Source organism: Roseicyclus sp., assembly GCF_018402035.1.
In the GTDB taxonomy this organism is placed as follows: Bacteria; Pseudomonadota; Alphaproteobacteria; order Rhodobacterales; family Rhodobacteraceae; genus Roseicyclus.
The window spans coordinates 184325-200187 of sequence record NZ_JAGYJN010000003.1; the positions used below are offsets into that span (position 1 = coordinate 184325).

Consider the following 15863-nt stretch of genomic DNA (forward strand, 5'->3'; position numbering starts at 1 on the left):
GTGATGCACGTTATTTCGCGCTGGCCGGTAAAACTCAAACGATCGTGTGGGGCATCCGGGTTGTTCGGGCCATCGCGTCGGTCTATCTACGGCGCCAATACACTGCGCCCCAGTGTCATCAAACCAGCGACATAAGGGGCCGCTACATAGGTGTCAACGCAGGCGACTACCGCCGGGTTACAGTAAAGGAACCCTTTCCATGACGAAATTTTTCGCGGGCACCGCCCTCTCTCTTATCCTTGCCCTGCCTGTGGCGGCGCAAGACAGCGTGAATGCCGGCACAGTATTGGCAAGTGTCGGTGAGACCGAGATCACTTTGGGCCATGTGATTGCGATGCTCACCGTGTTGCCGCCCGAGTATCAAGGCCTGCCTGATAACGTGCTTTTGGACGGGTTGTTGGAGCAGTTGGTCCAGCAAGAGGTGTTGGCCGCCGTCGCTGAGAACGATATCGGCTTGGTCGAACGCTTGGGTCTTGAGAATGAGCGGCGCGCCTTTCTGGCCGCGACGTTGATCGACCGTGTGGGCAACGCCCCCGTGTCAGAGGATGAGTTGCAGGCCGAGTATGACGCGCAATTCGGCAATCTTGGTTCTGTCACCGAATACAACGCCAGCCATATCTTGCTCGAGACCGAGGCCGATGCCCAAGCCGTGATCGTGGCTTTGGGTGAAGGGGCCGATTTCGCGGAATTGGCGCGTGAACGCTCGACCGGACCATCGGGGCCAAATGGCGGCGAATTGGGCTGGTTCACCGCAGGCATGATGGTGCCGACATTTGAGCAAGCGGTTTTCGCGCTTGGCGTGGGCGAGGTCTCGGCCCCGGTTGAGACACAGTTTGGATGGCATGTGATCGTTCTGAACGAGACACGCGATCAAGCGCCGCCCAGCCTTGATGAGGTGCGCGCCGAGCTTGAGGATGGTCTACGCCGCGCGCGTGTCGAGGCGACGATGCAGGAATTGACCGCCGCAGCCGTGATCAATCGCCCCGAGATAACGATTGACCCGGCCGTAATCCGGGATTTGGATCTGCTCGCGGAATAACGCTAGTCATCAGGGGATATTGACGATGGCAAAGGACGACAAAAAGAAAAAGGCCAAGTCCAAGGACAAGGTCGCCAAAAAGGGCAAACCGGCCAAAGCCGCCGTGAAAGCCCCGCTTAAGATCTCGCCTCTGGCGCCTGCGTCCTTTCCCGATCTGCCCGTCATCGCCGGTGTGCGCTACGCCGCCGGCGAGGCGGGGGTGCGCTATGCCAATCGCACTGATGTGATGCTGGTCCAGATCGCCGCCGGTTCGGTCATGGCGGGGGTTTTCACCCGTTCGGCCACCCGTTCGGCGGCGGTGCTGGATTGTCAGGCCAAGCTTGCCGCCCTTGGCCCCGCGCCGAAAAAGGGCTTTGGCATCGTCGTGAACTCGGGCAATGCCAATACCTTCACCGGCCAACGCGGTGCCAGCGATGTGGACACGATCGCTGAGGCCGCGGCCAATGCGCTCAAGATCCCGGCGGGCCATGTCTTTACCTGCTCGACCGGGGTGATCGGTGAGCCGCTGCCCGCCACCAAGATCACCGATATCTTGCCGGTTTTGGCCGATGGGTTGGATGCGGCCAAGGTCGCGGTCGCCGCCCGCGCGATCATGACCACCGACACTTTCCCCAAGGGCGCGATGGCCGAGGTGATGATTGGCGACAAAACGGTCAAGATCGCGGGCTTTGCCAAAGGCTCAGGCATGATCGCGCCGGATATGGCGACGATGCTGGGCTATATCTTTACCGATGCAGCGATTGCGCAAGACACGCTACAGACCATGCTGTCGGCGGCGACCAAGCAAAGCTTTAACGCGGTGACGGTCGATAGCGATACCTCGACCTCGGACGCGGTATTGGTCGCGGCGACGGGCAAGGCGGGCAATGCGCCCATCACCAGCACGCGGGGCCGCGATGCACGCGCCTTTGCCACCGCCTTGGGTGGCGTGATGCGGGATCTGGCACTTCAGATCGTGCGCGACGGCGAAGGGGCGACCAAGCTGGTTGAGGTCAGCGTGACCGGCGCAAGATCGACCCGCGACGCGACCCTTGTTGCGCGTGCCATTGCCAATTCGCCCTTGGTCAAGACCGCCATCGCAGGCCAAGATCCCAATTGGGGCCGCATTGTCATGGCGGTCGGCAAATCGGGGGCCAAGGCCGAGCGCGATCTGTTGACCATCCGCTTTGGCGAGCATCTGGTTGCCGAAAAAGGCTGGCGCGCGGAAAGCTATGTCGAGGAAGTCTTGGCCGCCTATATGCAGGGTCAAGAGCTTTTGATCGACGTCGATCTGGGCCTTGGGCGGGGCAAGGCCACGATGTGGACCTGCGATCTGACGCATGCCTATATCGATATCAACGCGGATTACCGATCGTGAAAACGATATTGGTCTCGGCCGTCGCGCTGATCGACAGCGACGGCCGGGTGCTTTTGGCCCAGCGTCCCGAAGGTAAATCCATGGCCGGGCTGTGGGAGTTTCCCGGCGGCAAGGTCGAGCCGGGCGAAACACCCGAAGCGGCCTTGGTGCGCGAGTTGCAAGAAGAGTTGGGCATCGACACCTGGGCCTCGTGCCTTGCGCCGCTGACATTCGCCAGCCACAGCTACCCGGATTTTCACCTGCTCATGCCGCTGTTTGCCTGTCGCAAATGGCAAGGTATCCCGCAAGCGCGCGAGGGGCAGCGCCTTGCTTGGGTGCGCGGCGCGGCCTTGCGCGACTATCCCATGCCGCCCGCCGATATCCCGCTGATCCCGATCCTGCGCGATTGGCTGTAGGCCGCGAAAGATATCAAGAATATAAACTTAAGATGATGAATTAAAAGAGAAATCTCACCTGTTTGCCGGTATGATGGCCTTGGGGTAATTTCTGGGGATTGTCGCCGTGCTTGTAACAATCGTTTTGGGAAGCAGCGTTTACATCCAAGGCACATTTGAACGACGCCATGATAATGGCATGGTCACGGTGCGCGTTGGCGACCGGCTTTTCACCGGCCGCCCCGCCAATAGCCACATTGCCGCCTAAGCGCGCTTAGTCCAGCCAGCCTTTCAGATTGTCTTCGACCACCGATGCCAGCGCATCGATATGCGCCGCATCATCGTTGAGGCAGGGGATATAGGTGAATTCCTCACCGCCTGCATGCTCGAAGCTTTCCTTGATCTCTTCGTTGATCTCTTCCAGCGTTTCGATGCAATCGGCGCTGAACGCGGGGGCAATCACCGCGATGCGCTTTTTGCCCTGCTCGGCCAGCCGCGCGACCTCTTCCACCGTGTAGGGTTTCAGCCATTCTTCGGGGCCAAAGCGGCTTTGGAAAGTGGTGACGATCTCGGTCTTGTCCCAGCCCAGACGCTCGCGCAGCAGGCGCGTGGTTTTCTGGCATTGGCAATGATAGGGGTCGCCCTCCAGCAAATAGCGCTTGGGCACGCCGTGATAGCTGCACACCAGCACATCGGGGCGCTGCTCAAGGCCCGCATAGGCGCGCTCGACCGACTGGGCCAGCGCGTCGATATAAATCGGGTTCTCGTAATAAGGTTCGACCGTGCGCACGAGGGGCTGCCACTTGATATTCTCAAGGCTGCGGAAAAACTGGTCGCAGGCCGTGGCCGAGGTGGCACCGGCATATTGCGGATAAAGCGGGAAAAAGACGATCTTGGTGCAGCCTTGGGCGATCAGCGCATCGACCTTGGACTTGGTCGAGGGGTTGCCATAGCGCATGCAGAAATCGACCACGACTCGGTCGCCAAAGCGTTCAGCCATGCGTTCGGCCATCAGCGCGGTTTGCGCCTTGGTGATGGTCATCAGCGGGCTTTCATTCAGCTCTTCGTTCCAGATCGATTTGTAATTGGCACCTGACGAAAAGGGCCGCTTGGTCAGGATGATGAGTTGCAAAAGCGGCTGCCAGATCCACGGGCTATAGTCGATCACCCGACGATCCGAGAGGAACTCGTTCAGATAGCGGCGCATCGGCCAATAGCTGTAGTGATCGGGCGTGCCGAGATTGGCAAGCAAGATGCCGACCTTGCCAAAGCTGACCCGCGGGTGATCGGCGGGGGCATGTGGCAGGTCATTGGCGGGCTGAGCGGCTTGTGTCTCGGACATCATATTCATTTCTAGCGACCTCAATCGTCGGACGGGTGTAGGACCGGCCGGGCGGTTTCGTCAAACGCCGATGTGCCAAGCGCGTCGGCAAGACGCGCCTTGGCCGCACCGGGGCGGAGCGGTTTTTGTTGGCTGTCGTGTGGCGCCCATCCAGAAAGGAATACGATCTCAAAGCTGGCGCGGATCCGTTTTTCATCATCGGCGGCGGGAAAGTTAGCGGCATAGATCGCGGCCATGCGCGCGAAAAGGGCGCGGGGGGCGGGTTTGCGGTGGCGGTCGGCCAGCGCATTGGTCTCACCCATTGCGCGCAGATCGGCCATTAGCGCAAAGGCATCGGGATAGGTCACTGTCTTGGGTAGGCGGTCGGCCACCGGCAGGGCAAGGCCCGCGCGCTGCAACAGCCCGCCCATATCGCGGATTTCGGCCATCGGCGCCACGCGCGGCGACAGACCGCCCAGCACCTCGGTCTCGGCCTGTGCAAGGGCTGTGCGCAATTCGACAAGCGTTTCACCACCAAAGGCCGCCGACAGAAACAGCCCGTCGGGGCGGAGCGCGCGGCGGCATTGCACGATCTGGCCCACCGGGTCATCGGCCCAATGCAGCGCCATGGCGTGTATTACCAGATCATGCGTGCCAGGCGTCAGATCGAGCACCTCATCGGGGGCGACCATCCGCGCGCCGGGGGCAAGATCGGCCCAATAGTCGGGAAAGGCGGTGACCAGCGCGGGTGCCGTAAACCTTCTGTTAACGTCGATGAGTCTTTCCTGAAGCTCGGCCTTGGCCTCGTCATGCAGGAAACCGGCCAGGTCCAGCCGTGCGCGCGCCCGCGCCTGCGCAAGGCGGGCGGGGTCCGCAAGGCGCGGCTGTGGGCTGTTCTGGGCCAATGTCATCGGATCTTGTCGCATGATCCGGTGCTACTTAGGGGAATACGATGAGATTGCAAACGCTGCTGCGTGCGGTCTTTCCGCCGGAATGCCTGTGTTGCGGGGCGCGGGTGGACAGCGACTTCGCAGTTTGCGGGCCATGTTGGCGTGAAACGCCCTTCATCTTTGGGGCGGCATGCGATCTGTGCGGTGTGGGTCTGCCGGGGCAGACAGGCGGTGACGAGGTCTTGGTTTGCGAAGATTGCCATGGTGTCGCACGGCCTTGGGCGCGGGGTCGGGCGGTGATGCATTACGCCGACAATGGCCGCAAACTGGTCTTGGGCCTGAAACATGCCGACCGGGCCGAGGTGGCGCGCGCTGCTGGCCCTTGGCTGGCGCGGGCGGGGGCCGATCTTTTGGCCGGTGATCCGGTGATCGTGCCGATCCCGCTGCATTGGCGGCGGCTGGCCCAGCGGCGGTTCAACCAAGCGGCCCTGCTTGCCAAGTCCTTGGCCAGCGTGTCGGGGCGCGATTGGTTGGCCGATGCCTTGATCCGGCCGCGCTATACCGCCAGCCAAGATGGGCGCGACCGCGATGGGCGCTTTGCCAATCTTGATGCTGCGATCCGCGCCCATCCGCGCCACATGGCGCGCCTTGCCGGGCGGCGGGTGCTGTTGGTCGATGATGTCATGACATCGGGGGCGACGTTTTCCGCCGCGACGCAGGCTTGTTTGCGCGCAGGTGCCGATGGTGTTGATGTGATCGCACTGGCGCGCGTGGCGCGCGATGGCTAGATCAGGGGGGAGATCACGCCTTCGAAGGGGATGCGCGGATGCCGAATATCGAGATCTATACATCGCCGCTTTGCGGTTATTGCCATGCCGCCAAGCGCCTGTTGGCTGCCAAGGGCGCCAGCTTTGTGGAATATGATGTGTCGCGTGACCCCAAGCTGCGCCAAGACATGATGGGCCGCGCCAATGGCCGCCATACGGTGCCGCAGATCTTTATCGGCGCGCGCCATATCGGTGGCTTCGACGACATGGCCGCACTTGACCATGCCGGGAAACTCGACGCGCTTTTGACCGATAATTGAGGGACTTGCGACCCTTCGCCCCCTTGCCAGATCGGGGCAAGGGGTGGCTAGATCGCGCTATGGCAAGCACCGACGACCCCCTTTCCATCGCACTGTTCAGTGAGATGTTCATGGCCGACCAATTGGCGCGGAACCGGCTGAGCCGTGCGTTGCCCAAGGGGATGGAGCTTAGCCATTTTTCGGTGCTGAACCATCTGGCATCGGCCAGTGAGGAAAAGACGCCCGCCCAGATCGCGCGGGTCTTTCACGTCACGCGCGGCGCGATGACCAACACGCTCAACCGGCTGGAATGGGCGGGCTATGTGCATATCCGCCCCGATTGGGATGATGCGCGCCGCAAGCTTGTGTCGATCAGCCCCGCAGGGCGGCGCGCCCGCGAGGCCGCCTTGTCAGCCATCGTGCCGATCTTGTCGGAGACAGTGCGCGAGATCGGGGCTGACCGCGTGCGCCAAGCCATCCCGGTGATCCGCGAGATGCGGCTGCGGCTGGAGAACGAAGGCTAGGCCCGCTTGAGCGAGGCGGTGACGTAATTCACCGACAAATCGCGCCCCGAGATCGACCAACTCCATGTCAGCTTGTTAAAGACAAAGCCCTTGCGGTCCACTGGATCAAGGCCCGCTTTGCGGATCAGGTCATAAAGCTCATCGGGGGTGATGAACTTGGCCCATTCATGGGTGCCCTTGGGCAGCCAGCGCATGACATATTCCGCCCCGATGATCGCCATGAGAAAGCTTTTGGGATTGCGGTTGATGGTCGAGCAGATCATCAGCCCGTCGCGCTTCAAAAGCTGCTGACAGGCGGTCAGATAGGCCAGCGGGTCGGCGACATGCTCGACCACTTCCATGTTCAGCACGACATCGAATTGCTCGCCTGCCTCTGCCAGCGCCTCGGCGGTGGTGTGGCGATAATCGATGGTCAGGCCCGATTTCTGCGCGTGGATTTGCGCCACGGGAATGTTGCGCGGTGCGGCGTCCGCGCCCACGACATCGGCGCCCAACCTTGCCATGGGTTCGGCCAAAAGCCCGCCACCACAGCCGATATCGAGAATGCGCAACCCCGCAAACGGCAGGGGCTTGGTCAGGTCGCGCCCGTATTCTGCCGCGATCTGACGGGTGATGTAATCAAGCCGCGTGGGGTTGAGCATATGCAGCGGTTTGAACTTGCCGTTCGGATCCCACCATTCGGTGGCCATCGCCTCGAATTTCGCGATTTCGGCGTCATCGACGGTTTGGTTGACCTGTGCCATGGAATCTTTCCTCACATTCTGTCAATTTGATCGCGGCGGACCCTGATTATCGGTCTATATAGGAGCGGCATGGACAAATTCTCCGGCCAAAAGCGCGCAGTCGCCCATCTTTACCCGCCGATCGACCCCTTCGATCAGCGTATGCTGGATGTGGGCGATGGGCATCACATCTATGTCGAGCAATGCGGCAACCCCGATGGTGCGCCGGTCGTGGTGCTCCATGGTGGGCCGGGCGGCGGCTGTAGCCCCGCGATGCGGCGCTATTTCGACCCGGCACTGTGGCGGATCATTTTGTTCGATCAGCGCGGCTGTGGGCGCTCACGGCCCCATGCCAGTGTGCGGGCCAACACCACATGGCATCTGGTCGCCGATATCGAGCGCATCCGCCATACGCTGGGCATCGAGCGTTGGGCGGTTTTCGGCGGAAGCTGGGGTGCCACGCTTGGCCTGATCTACGCACAGGCCCATCCCGGGCATGTGGCCTATCTGGCGCTGCGCGGTGTGTTCTTGTCGATGCAGCGCGAGTTGGATTGGTTCTATGGCGGTGGTGCCGGGCAATTCTGGCCCGACCAATGGGGCCGGTTCGTCGCCATGATCCCCGAAGAAGAGCGTGGCGATCTCATCGCGGCCTATAACCGGCGCCTGTTTTCCGGCGATCTGATGGTCGAGACACGTTATGCGCGGGCTTGGGCGTCATGGGAAAACGCGCTGGCCTCGATGGAGAGCGATGGCGGCGGTGGCGAAGGGCCGGCCGATTACGCGCGCGCCTTTGCGCGGCTGGAAAACCACTATTTCATGAACAAGGGTTTTCTCGAGGTCGATGGCCAGATTTTGCGCGACCTGCACCGGATCGCGCATATTCCCGGCACGATCGTGCAGGGCCGCTATGACATGATCTGCCCACCGCTTTCGGCGCATCGGCTGGTCAGCGGTTGGCCCTCGGGGCGGCTGCACATGATCAAGGCCGCAGGCCATGCGCTGTCGGAGCCCGGTATCAGCCAAGAGCTGGTGCGGGTGATGGGCCAGGTCGGCGAAAAGCGGGTCAAGTTTGGGCTGTGAGTTGGACGGGCTTTCAAAAGCCCGTATCGCGGCGAACGCCGCGGGTTAAGCGCCTTGCAAGGCGCTTTCATGTCCCTTGGAAGGGACATGCGCCGCCAACAGCCGCCGATCAATCCCTGGGCTGAGGTGGTGGCGGATCAGCGCCACGGGATGGGATCGCAGCGTCAGGCGCATGGCGACGTAATCCTCCACCACGGCCTCGCCCTCGGTCATCTGCGGCAGATGGGCCGAGGGTTCCACGATCCCCTCGCCATCCAGATCACCCGAGAACAGCGGCAATTCGTTCTTTGGCACCAAGGCGCGGGCGGCCCATAGCGCGTCGCGCCGCGAAATCCCCAGCGATGCAAAGGCATCGGCCTCGGCCAGAATGGTCAGGCTGCGCGCGGCCAGACCGGCACGCCGCCAGACATCCTCGAGCGTGGTGTAGCCATTGCCGCGCGCCGCCATCAGCCAATCGGCCTCATCCTCGCGCATTGCCTTGATCTGGCGAAAGCCGAGCCTGAGCGCCAGATCGCCACGCTCGGTCCGTTCCATCACATGGTCCCAATGCGAGCGGTTGATGCAGACGGGCCTAATCTCGACCCCATGTTCGCGGGCATCGCGCACGATCTGGGCGGGGGCGTAAAACCCCATCGGCTGGGAATTCAAAAGCGCGCAGGCAAAGATGCCGGGGTGGTGGCGCTTGAGCCAGCTGGATGCATAGACCAAAAGCGCGAAGCTGGCCGCGTGGCTTTCGGGGAAACCGTAGCTGCCGAAGCCTTCGATCTGGGAAAAGCAGCGCTCGGCGAAATCATCATCATAGCCATTGGCGCGCATGCCGCGCAAAAACCTTGTGCGGAATTCCGTCACGCTCCCATGTTTCTTGAAGGTGGCGAGCGCCCGGCGCAGCCCGTCTGCCTCCTCAGGCGTAAATCCCGCGCCGGTGATGGCGATCTGCATCGCCTGTTCTTGGAACAGCGGCACGCCCAGCGTTTTGCCCAAGACGCGCCCCAGATCGTCGGAGGGAAAGCTGACCGGCTCTTCCCCATTCCGCCGCCGGATGAAGGGGTGGACCATGTCGCCTTGGATCGGCCCCGGTCGGATGATCGCGACCTGGATTACCAGATCGTAGAAACAGCGCGGGCGCATGCGCGGCAGGAAATTCATCTGCGCGCGGCTTTCGACCTGAAACACCCCCAGCGTGTCGGATTTGCACAGCATGTCATAGACTGCCGGATCTTCGGGGGGCAGCGTGGCCAGCGTGTAATCGACCTGATGATGCTGGCGCAAAAGGCCAAAGGCCTTGCGGATGCAAGACAGCATCCCCAGCGCGAGGATATCGACCTTGAGGATGCCCAAGCTGTCGATATCATCCTTGTCCCATGCGATGACGGTGCGATCCTCCATGCTGGCGTTTTCGATTGGCACCAACTCGTCCAGCCGCCCTTCGGTGATGATGAAACCGCCCACATGCTGGGACAGGTGGCGCGGAAAACCGATGATCTCTTCGATCAGCGCCATGGTCTGTTGCAGGCGTGGGCTGTCGGGGTCGAGCCCGATCTCGCGCAGGCGGGCCAGTTCCGGCCCGGTCTTGGACCATGAGCCCCAGATTTGCGAACTGAGCGCGGACAGCACATCTTCGGACAGACCCATGGCGCGGCCCACCTCGCGCACGGCGCGTTTGCCGCGATAATGGATCACGGTCGCGCAAAGCCCCGCGCGGTGGCGGCCGTAGCGCTCATAGATGTGCTGGATCACCTCTTCCCGCCGCTCATGTTCGAAATCGACATCGATATCGGGCGGCTCGCCGCGCGCCTCGGACACGAAACGCTCGAAGACCATCGTTCCGATCTCGGGGCTGACGGATGTCACCCCCAGCGCGTAACAGGTGATGGAATTGGCCGCCGATCCGCGCCCTTGGCACAAGATGCCGCGCGACCGGGCAAAGGCCACGATATCATGGACGGTCAGGAAATAGGGCTCGTAGCCCAGCTTGCCGATCAGGCGTAGCTCATGGGCAAGCTGGGTTAGCGCGCGTTCCGGGATGCCTTGGGGGTAGCGCCATGCAAGCCCCGCTTGCGCCAGCCGCTTGAGCCGGTCGGCGGCGGTTTCGCCCTCTGCAATCTCGGATGGGTATTCGTAGCGCAAACTGCCGATGTCGAATTGCAGCCCCGCCGCGATCTCGCCCGCGCGGTCAACGGCATCGGCATGCTCGCGAAAGATGCGCCGCATCTCATCCTCGCCGCGTAGGCGCTGTTCGGCATTGGCAAGGGCATGGGTGCCTAAATCCTCGACCCGCAGCCCCTCGCGGATGCAGGTCAGAATATCGGTCAGCCGCCGACGACCCCCGTGATGCATGATCGGCCGGGCCGAGGCGACGGGCAGCAGGTCGAGCGTTTGCGCCAAAGTGCGTGCAGCGGCGAAACGGCCCGCATCCTGCCCATCATAAGCGGGGGCCATCAACAGGTGCATCTGGTGCTTTCGCGCCGCGACAAGCCGCGCCGCATCGCGCCGCCATTCGGCGCTGGGCCGGTCGGGGGCGTGCAGCAACAGCGCCAGACCATCGGCAAATGTCAGCACATCGTCAGCGCTGAGTTCGCACGCGCCCTTTTTCGCGCGCCGCCGCCCGGCGGATAGGATACGGCACAGGTTTCCCCACCCCAGCCTGTCGCGCGGCAACGCGGTCAGGGTCAGGCCGCCCGTCAGCACCAGACAGGCGGCGGGCATCAGGCGCGGCAGATGATCGATGGGCGCGCGCGGGGGCGCGGGCAGATGCGCGGGCTTGGGCGGGCCGATAGGATCGGCGCGCGCGGTTTTGGCATCGTCGATCTCTTGCGCGATTTTCTTGAGTTCCGTCCACGCGCGCACCACCCCTGAGACCGAGTTCTCATCAGCGATGGCGATGGCGGGCAGGCCAAGCAGGGCCGCACGCCTTGCATATTCCTCGGGGTGCGAACCGCCGGTGAGGAAGGTGAAGTTGGAGGTGATGGACAGTTCCGCGAATCCCATGACACGCAGTATATTCACCTTTTGTTCTCATTGGGAGGGTGCAAACTATCGCGCTATATCGGTGGAATTATCCCCGCCCGCAGGTCATGCACCGGATCATCGGCGGCGCAAGCTGCGCCCGAAATCGGGTAGCGACACGGCGCAGGGCCCGTGCAGCCAGACAGCAAGATCAGGCCAGAGAATATCATCAAGGTGGCGATCATTCTCACGATATGTCCTTTCGGAGCGGTCAGCAGCAACAGGTGCATGGCTTGCAGATTACCCGTAGGACGCCGCCCAATCCTTGACGCGGCGCAACGCGGCTATGGCATGCCACGCCTCAGCGCATATCGCGATGATCCGGCCTCGCGGGCGACCGCCAAGACCAGCAAAATTCATCATTAGACATTTTATTTCGAACTTTAGTGTGCAAAATATCCTTGAGCGTGATGTGGGGTGCCCGTGCTGAAATTGTTGAACAGTATCCTGCCCGCCGCATCACACAGGGTGTCGCGTGACGTCAGCGAAGCCTTTGACCCCGCATTTTACCGGGTTTTACATGCCGATTTTGCCGCTTTGAGCGATCAGGCATTGCTGAGGCATTTCATGGAGTCCGGATGGCAGGCGGGCCTTGACCCGACGCCATTCTTTTCGGTGCGCCGCTATTTGACCAACAACACCGATGTCGCGGCGGCCAATGTGAACCCATTTGCCCATTACATGGCGCGCGGGCGATCTGAGGGGCGTGCAACGCATCTGAGCTTTTGGGGGCGCGACAAGGGCCCCGAGCATGCCAGCAATGTGATTGGTTTGGTGCGCAATCTGTTCGATGCTGAACATTACCATGCGCAGGTGCCCGCGCTTGCCCATCTTCCTGCTGAGACGTTGTTGTCGCATTATCTGGTGATTGGCTGGCTAGGCGGTTTGACACCCAGCGCGCGCTTTTCTGGTGCGGCCTATCTGGAGGCGCATCCCGATGTGCGCAATGCGGGGACAAATCCCTTCCTCCACTTCGCGCTTTACGGCCAAAAGGAGGGGCGGCTGCTCGCCCCTTGGCAAGATGGCGCGCAAGCGCCAAGCGCTCCTGCGACAGCATCGCCTCAATCGCTTGCCATGCTGTCCGACCAAGAGGCCGTTGCATCCATTGCGGCCTTCTTCGACGCTGAATTCTATGCCGCGCAATACCCCGATATGCGCGGCAATGCGCATGACCTCGCGCTGCATTATCACAAACATGGATGGCGCGAAGGGCGCAACCCGGCCGCCGATTTCGAGACCGCCTATTACCTGCAAACCAACCCGGAACTGGCCGATGCGGGGGTGAACCCCTTGCTGCATTACGCGCAGATCGGGGTTCGCTTTGCCCAGCCAAAGACACGCCCGCTCAGGGAGAGGGTCGATCCCAGAGATCTTGATGCCGTACGGCATGCCTTTGACCCGGCCTTTTACCGCGCCATGAACCCCGATGTTGACGCCAGTACCGATGACGCCCTTCTCATCCACTACATGGCGATCGGTTGGCGCGAGCGTCGCGATCCGCGCCCCGATTTCTCGACGAGGTACTATATCGAGCGCTATCCCGACATCGCCAGCGGCGATATCAATCCGTTTTTGCACTATATCTTGTTCGGCAAGGCCGAGGGGCGGCGCGTTCGCGAAGATGCGCCGTTCCGACTTTTGAAAGGGGCTGAAAGCGCCTCACTTCCCCTGCATCTGCAGGTGGTTCTGCATGCAGCGAAAACAGGGCGTAAACAGATACGCCCACCTGCCAAGATCCAGATGGATGCGCTGACCCAGCATTGGATCGTCCCCGATTTTCAGCCCGGATCAGGCGGGCATATGACGATCTTTCGGATGATCAAGTTCCAAGAGATGTTCGGCCATCGCTGCAAGGTCTGGATCGAGGCGCCGGTGTTTCACACCACGCCCGCGGCGGCATGGGACACCATCGTCAAACATTTCCAATGTATCGGGGCCGAGGTCGATTTCGTCGAGAACGGGTTTTTCGATGCGCGCGGCGATGCGGTGATCGCAACAGGATGGTCCACGGCGTATCTGGCGCGCGCTGCCACGGGCTTTCACGAAAAGTTCTACTTCGTGCAAGATCACGAGGTGGAATTTTACCCCACCGGGTCGGAACGGCTTCTGGCCCTACAAACCTATCACTTCGGCCTGTCCTGCATCTGTGCTAGCCCTTGGCTGGAAAGCATGATGCGCGAGCGCTACGGGCTTTGGGCGCGCAGTTTTCATTTGGCGTATGATGCTGAAATCTACACCCCAACCGATCCGTCGGCCCAGTCGCAAGAACAGACCGATGGGCCGCTGCGCATCGCCGTTTACGCGCGCAATCATACGGCCCGGCGCTGTGTCGCCCTGTCGCTGATCGCGCTGGAACAACTGGCCACCACGCGCGATGATTTCGAGGTGCATTTCTTTGGCCAAGCCGATTTGCCCTTTGTGCAGGCCGGCTTTTCCGGCGTGAATCATGGTGTTCTGGGCGCGCAAAAGCTGGCCGCGCTTTACCGGTCTTGTGACATCGGGATCTGCTTCTCCGGCACGAATTACTCGCTTGTGCCGCAAGAGATGATGGCCTGTGGCCTGCCGGTGGTCGAGTTGGATGGCGAAAGCACGCGCGCGATCTTTCCCAAAGGGGTTGTCACGCTTGCCGGGCCAGAGCCCGCCGATATCGCGGCCAAGCTTGCCAAGCTGCTCGACAATAAGGCGCTGCGCCGCAAGCAGGCCAAGCAGGGTCAGACATGGGCGGCTGGCTTTTCATGGGATGACAGCGCGCGGATTGTCGAGGGGGCTATGCGTGATCGGCTGGTTGCGCGTAAAGCCAGCAAGATCGCGGCCCCCGCTGTGGCGCGGCCCAAGCAAACCCAGCTTGATGTCGTCATCCCCACGTGGAACGGCTTGGGTGAGACTGAACCGGTCATCGCCGCGATCCGGCGTCAAAACATGGCCGAGGCGATCCAGATCTACTGCATTGATTCCAACTCCTCCGATGGAACAGCGCAATGGCTGCGCGCACAGCGCGATATCGCGCTGATCGAGATTGACCAAGCCGATTTCCAGCATGGGCGCACCCGCAATCAGGCTGCGGCGGCGGGCACAGCGCCGCTCATTGCCTTTCTGACCCAAGATGCCATCCCCGCCACAGCGACTTGGGCGCATGATATCTGTGCCATGTTCGCCCATGTCCCCACGGCTGCGGGCCTGTTTGGGCGGCATATCCCCTATCCGCATCACCCCGCATGGGTCCGCCAAGAGATCGAGGGGCATTTCGACAATATGTTGCAACACCCGCTTGTCCTGTCGCGCGATACCGATCCTGAGAAATGGGCCTCGGGCGATCTGGGCTGGCGGCAATTGCTGCATTTCTATTCTGACAACAACTCTGCCATGCGGCGCGCGGTCTGGGCCGATTTCCCCTATCCCGAGGTGGACTATGGCGAAGACCAAGTCTGGGCGCGCGATATCATCGAAGCGGGGCTGACCAAGCTCTTTGCGCCGACGGCCTGTGTCTATCACTCGCATGATTACGACCCGGATGAGACATTCAAACGCGCCCGCACCGAGGCGGCGTTTTTCTTTACCCATTTCGGCTATGCGCTTGGCGATGGGACCGAGGATGCGCTTGCCGCACGGATCAAGCGCGAACAGACCGATTATCGCGGATGGGCCTATCGCTATGCCATCAGCCCCAAAGAAGAACCGCGCCGCCTTGGCAACATCGAAGCAAAACACCGCGGCTGGAAAGCGGGGCTGGATGAGGCGCGGGGTGCGCTAATAATACAGGAAAGCACAAGATGACCGATCACGCCGAACGTTCCGATCATCCGGGTCTGGTGCACAAGACAGGGACCAAAATATTCCTGCACCTCACCAAAACAGCAGGGGGCACCCTTAAATCAGCTTTGGGAAACACAAAGGGATTGTCAACTTTCTTCGTTTACGGTCCGCAGGATGTGAATCGCCTCAAAGAGGGATCTCCCCAGGACTATGACATGATTTATGGTCACTCGCTGTATGGATTGCATACGGTCGTCGGGCTTTCCGATGCATCCCGTTATATGTGTTTCATGCGGCATCCGGTCTCTCGGACAATATCACACTATTATCATTTGAGAAACGTTGATCAGGGACCAATTGGTAGTCGTATTCGGACTTCGTTAGATATAAACGATTTTTTTGCTAATCAATCGCATTGGGAGTTCTCAAACTTTATGGTCAAGGTAATCTCAGGCATCGGTAATGGTCGTGCAGGTGAGGGAGTAAATCCGTTTCGCCTTGCTGTCGAAAACATTGAAGAAAAGTTTGATTTTGTTGGATTTCAGGAGTATTTTCCAATATCGGTTCGAAGTCTATCAAAAGTGATTGGCAAGGAAGTTGATATCGGGAAAGACGTAAATGTCGGGAGACATTCCTTCAAAGATGTGCATTCATCCACACTTGCGCGAATTGAGGAGCTAAATCAGCAGGATATCCGCCTCTATAAATTTGCCATAAGAAAGTTCCTATAG

At 61.0% G+C, this 15863-nt stretch carries 13 protein-coding genes; 9 read left to right on the forward strand and 4 right to left on the reverse strand.

What is annotated here, in order from left to right; all coding sequences use genetic code 11:
* Positions 1-199: 199 nt before the first annotated feature.
* The 3 genes from KG698_RS06955 to mutT are packed head-to-tail and all read left to right on the forward strand — an operon-like array spanning position 200 to position 2791.
* Complete coding sequence (locus tag KG698_RS06955; protein WP_213684837.1) at positions 200-1039, forward strand: peptidylprolyl isomerase; 840 nt, start codon at positions 200-202, stop codon at positions 1037-1039.
* 25 nt (positions 1040-1064) lie between these two features.
* Positions 1065-2396 (forward strand): bifunctional glutamate N-acetyltransferase/amino-acid acetyltransferase ArgJ, encoded by a 1332-nt coding sequence (gene argJ / locus KG698_RS06960; RefSeq protein ID WP_213684838.1) that lies wholly within the window; start codon positions 1065-1067, stop codon positions 2394-2396.
* On the forward strand, positions 2393-2791 hold the full coding sequence (gene mutT / locus KG698_RS06965) for an 8-oxo-dGTP diphosphatase MutT (RefSeq protein ID WP_213684839.1): 399 nt from the start codon (positions 2393-2395) through the stop codon (positions 2789-2791). The genes argJ and mutT overlap by 4 nt, the downstream gene beginning before the upstream one ends.
* 253 nt (positions 2792-3044) lie before the next feature.
* On the opposite strand, the gene hemH is transcribed toward mutT, so the two are convergent.
* A complete protein-coding gene (gene hemH / locus KG698_RS06970) occupies positions 3045-4115 on the reverse strand; it encodes a ferrochelatase (protein ID WP_213685006.1) in 1071 nt (356 codons plus the stop codon).
* Between the two features lie 17 nt (positions 4116-4132).
* On the reverse strand, positions 4133-5002 hold the full coding sequence (locus KG698_RS06975; RefSeq protein WP_213685007.1) for a methyltransferase domain-containing protein: 870 nt from the start codon (positions 5000-5002) through the stop codon (positions 4133-4135).
* A 41-nt stretch (positions 5003-5043) separates the two neighbouring features.
* On the opposite strand from KG698_RS06975, the gene KG698_RS06980 reads away from it, so the two are divergent.
* From KG698_RS06980 to KG698_RS06990, 3 genes are read left to right on the forward strand one after another with little or no spacing between them, the layout of a single operon-like run.
* Complete coding sequence (locus tag KG698_RS06980) at positions 5044-5769, forward strand: ComF family protein (RefSeq protein ID WP_213684840.1); 726 nt, start codon at positions 5044-5046, stop codon at positions 5767-5769.
* Positions 5770-5807: 38 nt separating this feature from the next.
* Positions 5808-6068, forward strand: a complete 261-nt coding sequence (grxC, locus tag KG698_RS06985) for a glutaredoxin 3 (protein WP_213684841.1) — start codon at positions 5808-5810, stop codon at positions 6066-6068.
* Between the two features lie 59 nt (positions 6069-6127).
* On the forward strand, positions 6128-6571 hold the full coding sequence (locus tag KG698_RS06990; RefSeq protein ID WP_213684842.1) for a MarR family transcriptional regulator: 444 nt from the start codon (positions 6128-6130) through the stop codon (positions 6569-6571).
* On the opposite strand, the gene ubiG is transcribed toward KG698_RS06990, so the two are convergent.
* On the reverse strand, positions 6568-7314 hold the full coding sequence (ubiG, locus tag KG698_RS06995; protein ID WP_213684843.1) for a bifunctional 2-polyprenyl-6-hydroxyphenol methylase/3-demethylubiquinol 3-O-methyltransferase UbiG: 747 nt from the start codon (positions 7312-7314) through the stop codon (positions 6568-6570). The genes KG698_RS06990 and ubiG overlap by 4 nt on opposite strands.
* A gap of 69 nt (positions 7315-7383) precedes the next feature.
* Between ubiG and pip the strand changes: the two genes are divergently transcribed.
* Positions 7384-8373, forward strand: coding sequence for a prolyl aminopeptidase (pip, locus tag KG698_RS07000; protein WP_213684844.1), 990 nt, complete (start codon positions 7384-7386; stop codon positions 8371-8373).
* A gap of 45 nt (positions 8374-8418) precedes the next feature.
* Here the strand turns inward: pip and KG698_RS07005 are convergent, their stop codons facing one another.
* Positions 8419-11361 (reverse strand): error-prone DNA polymerase, encoded by a 2943-nt coding sequence (locus tag KG698_RS07005; protein ID WP_213684845.1) that lies wholly within the window; start codon positions 11359-11361, stop codon positions 8419-8421.
* A gap of 441 nt (positions 11362-11802) precedes the next feature.
* On the opposite strand from KG698_RS07005, the gene KG698_RS07010 reads away from it, so the two are divergent.
* A complete protein-coding gene (locus KG698_RS07010) occupies positions 11803-15153 on the forward strand; it encodes a glycosyltransferase (RefSeq protein ID WP_213684846.1) in 3351 nt (1116 codons plus the stop codon).
* Positions 15150-15863 carry a sulfotransferase family 2 domain-containing protein gene (locus KG698_RS07015; protein WP_213684847.1) on the forward strand — a complete coding sequence of 238 codons (714 nt, stop codon included), beginning with the start codon at positions 15150-15152 and terminating at the stop codon, positions 15861-15863. Before KG698_RS07010 ends, KG698_RS07015 begins: the two co-directional genes overlap by 4 nt.

Bases quoted from the DNA above. Each gene is read 5' to 3' on its own strand.
- grxC (WP_213684841.1), top strand. From the start codon at position 5,808: ATGCCGAATATCGAGATCTATACATCGCCGCTTTGCGGTTATTGCCAT.
- pip (WP_213684844.1), top strand. From the start codon at position 7,384: ATGGACAAATTCTCCGGCCAAAAGCGCGCAGTCGCCCATCTTTACCCG.
- KG698_RS07005 (WP_213684845.1), bottom strand. From the start codon at position 11,361: ATGGGATTCGCGGAACTGTCCATCACCTCCAACTTCACCTTCCTCACC.
- KG698_RS06955 (WP_213684837.1), top strand. From the start codon at position 200: ATGACGAAATTTTTCGCGGGCACCGCCCTCTCTCTTATCCTTGCCCTG.
- KG698_RS06990 (WP_213684842.1), top strand. From the start codon at position 6,128: ATGGCAAGCACCGACGACCCCCTTTCCATCGCACTGTTCAGTGAGATG.
- hemH (WP_213685006.1), bottom strand. From the start codon at position 4,115: ATGATGTCCGAGACACAAGCCGCTCAGCCCGCCAATGACCTGCCACAT.
- argJ (WP_213684838.1), top strand. From the start codon at position 1,065: ATGGCAAAGGACGACAAAAAGAAAAAGGCCAAGTCCAAGGACAAGGTC.
- KG698_RS06980 (WP_213684840.1), top strand. From the start codon at position 5,044: ATGAGATTGCAAACGCTGCTGCGTGCGGTCTTTCCGCCGGAATGCCTG.
- KG698_RS06975 (WP_213685007.1), bottom strand. From the start codon at position 5,002: ATGACATTGGCCCAGAACAGCCCACAGCCGCGCCTTGCGGACCCCGCC.
- ubiG (WP_213684843.1), bottom strand. From the start codon at position 7,314: ATGGCACAGGTCAACCAAACCGTCGATGACGCCGAAATCGCGAAATTC.
- KG698_RS07015 (WP_213684847.1), top strand. From the start codon at position 15,150: ATGACCGATCACGCCGAACGTTCCGATCATCCGGGTCTGGTGCACAAG.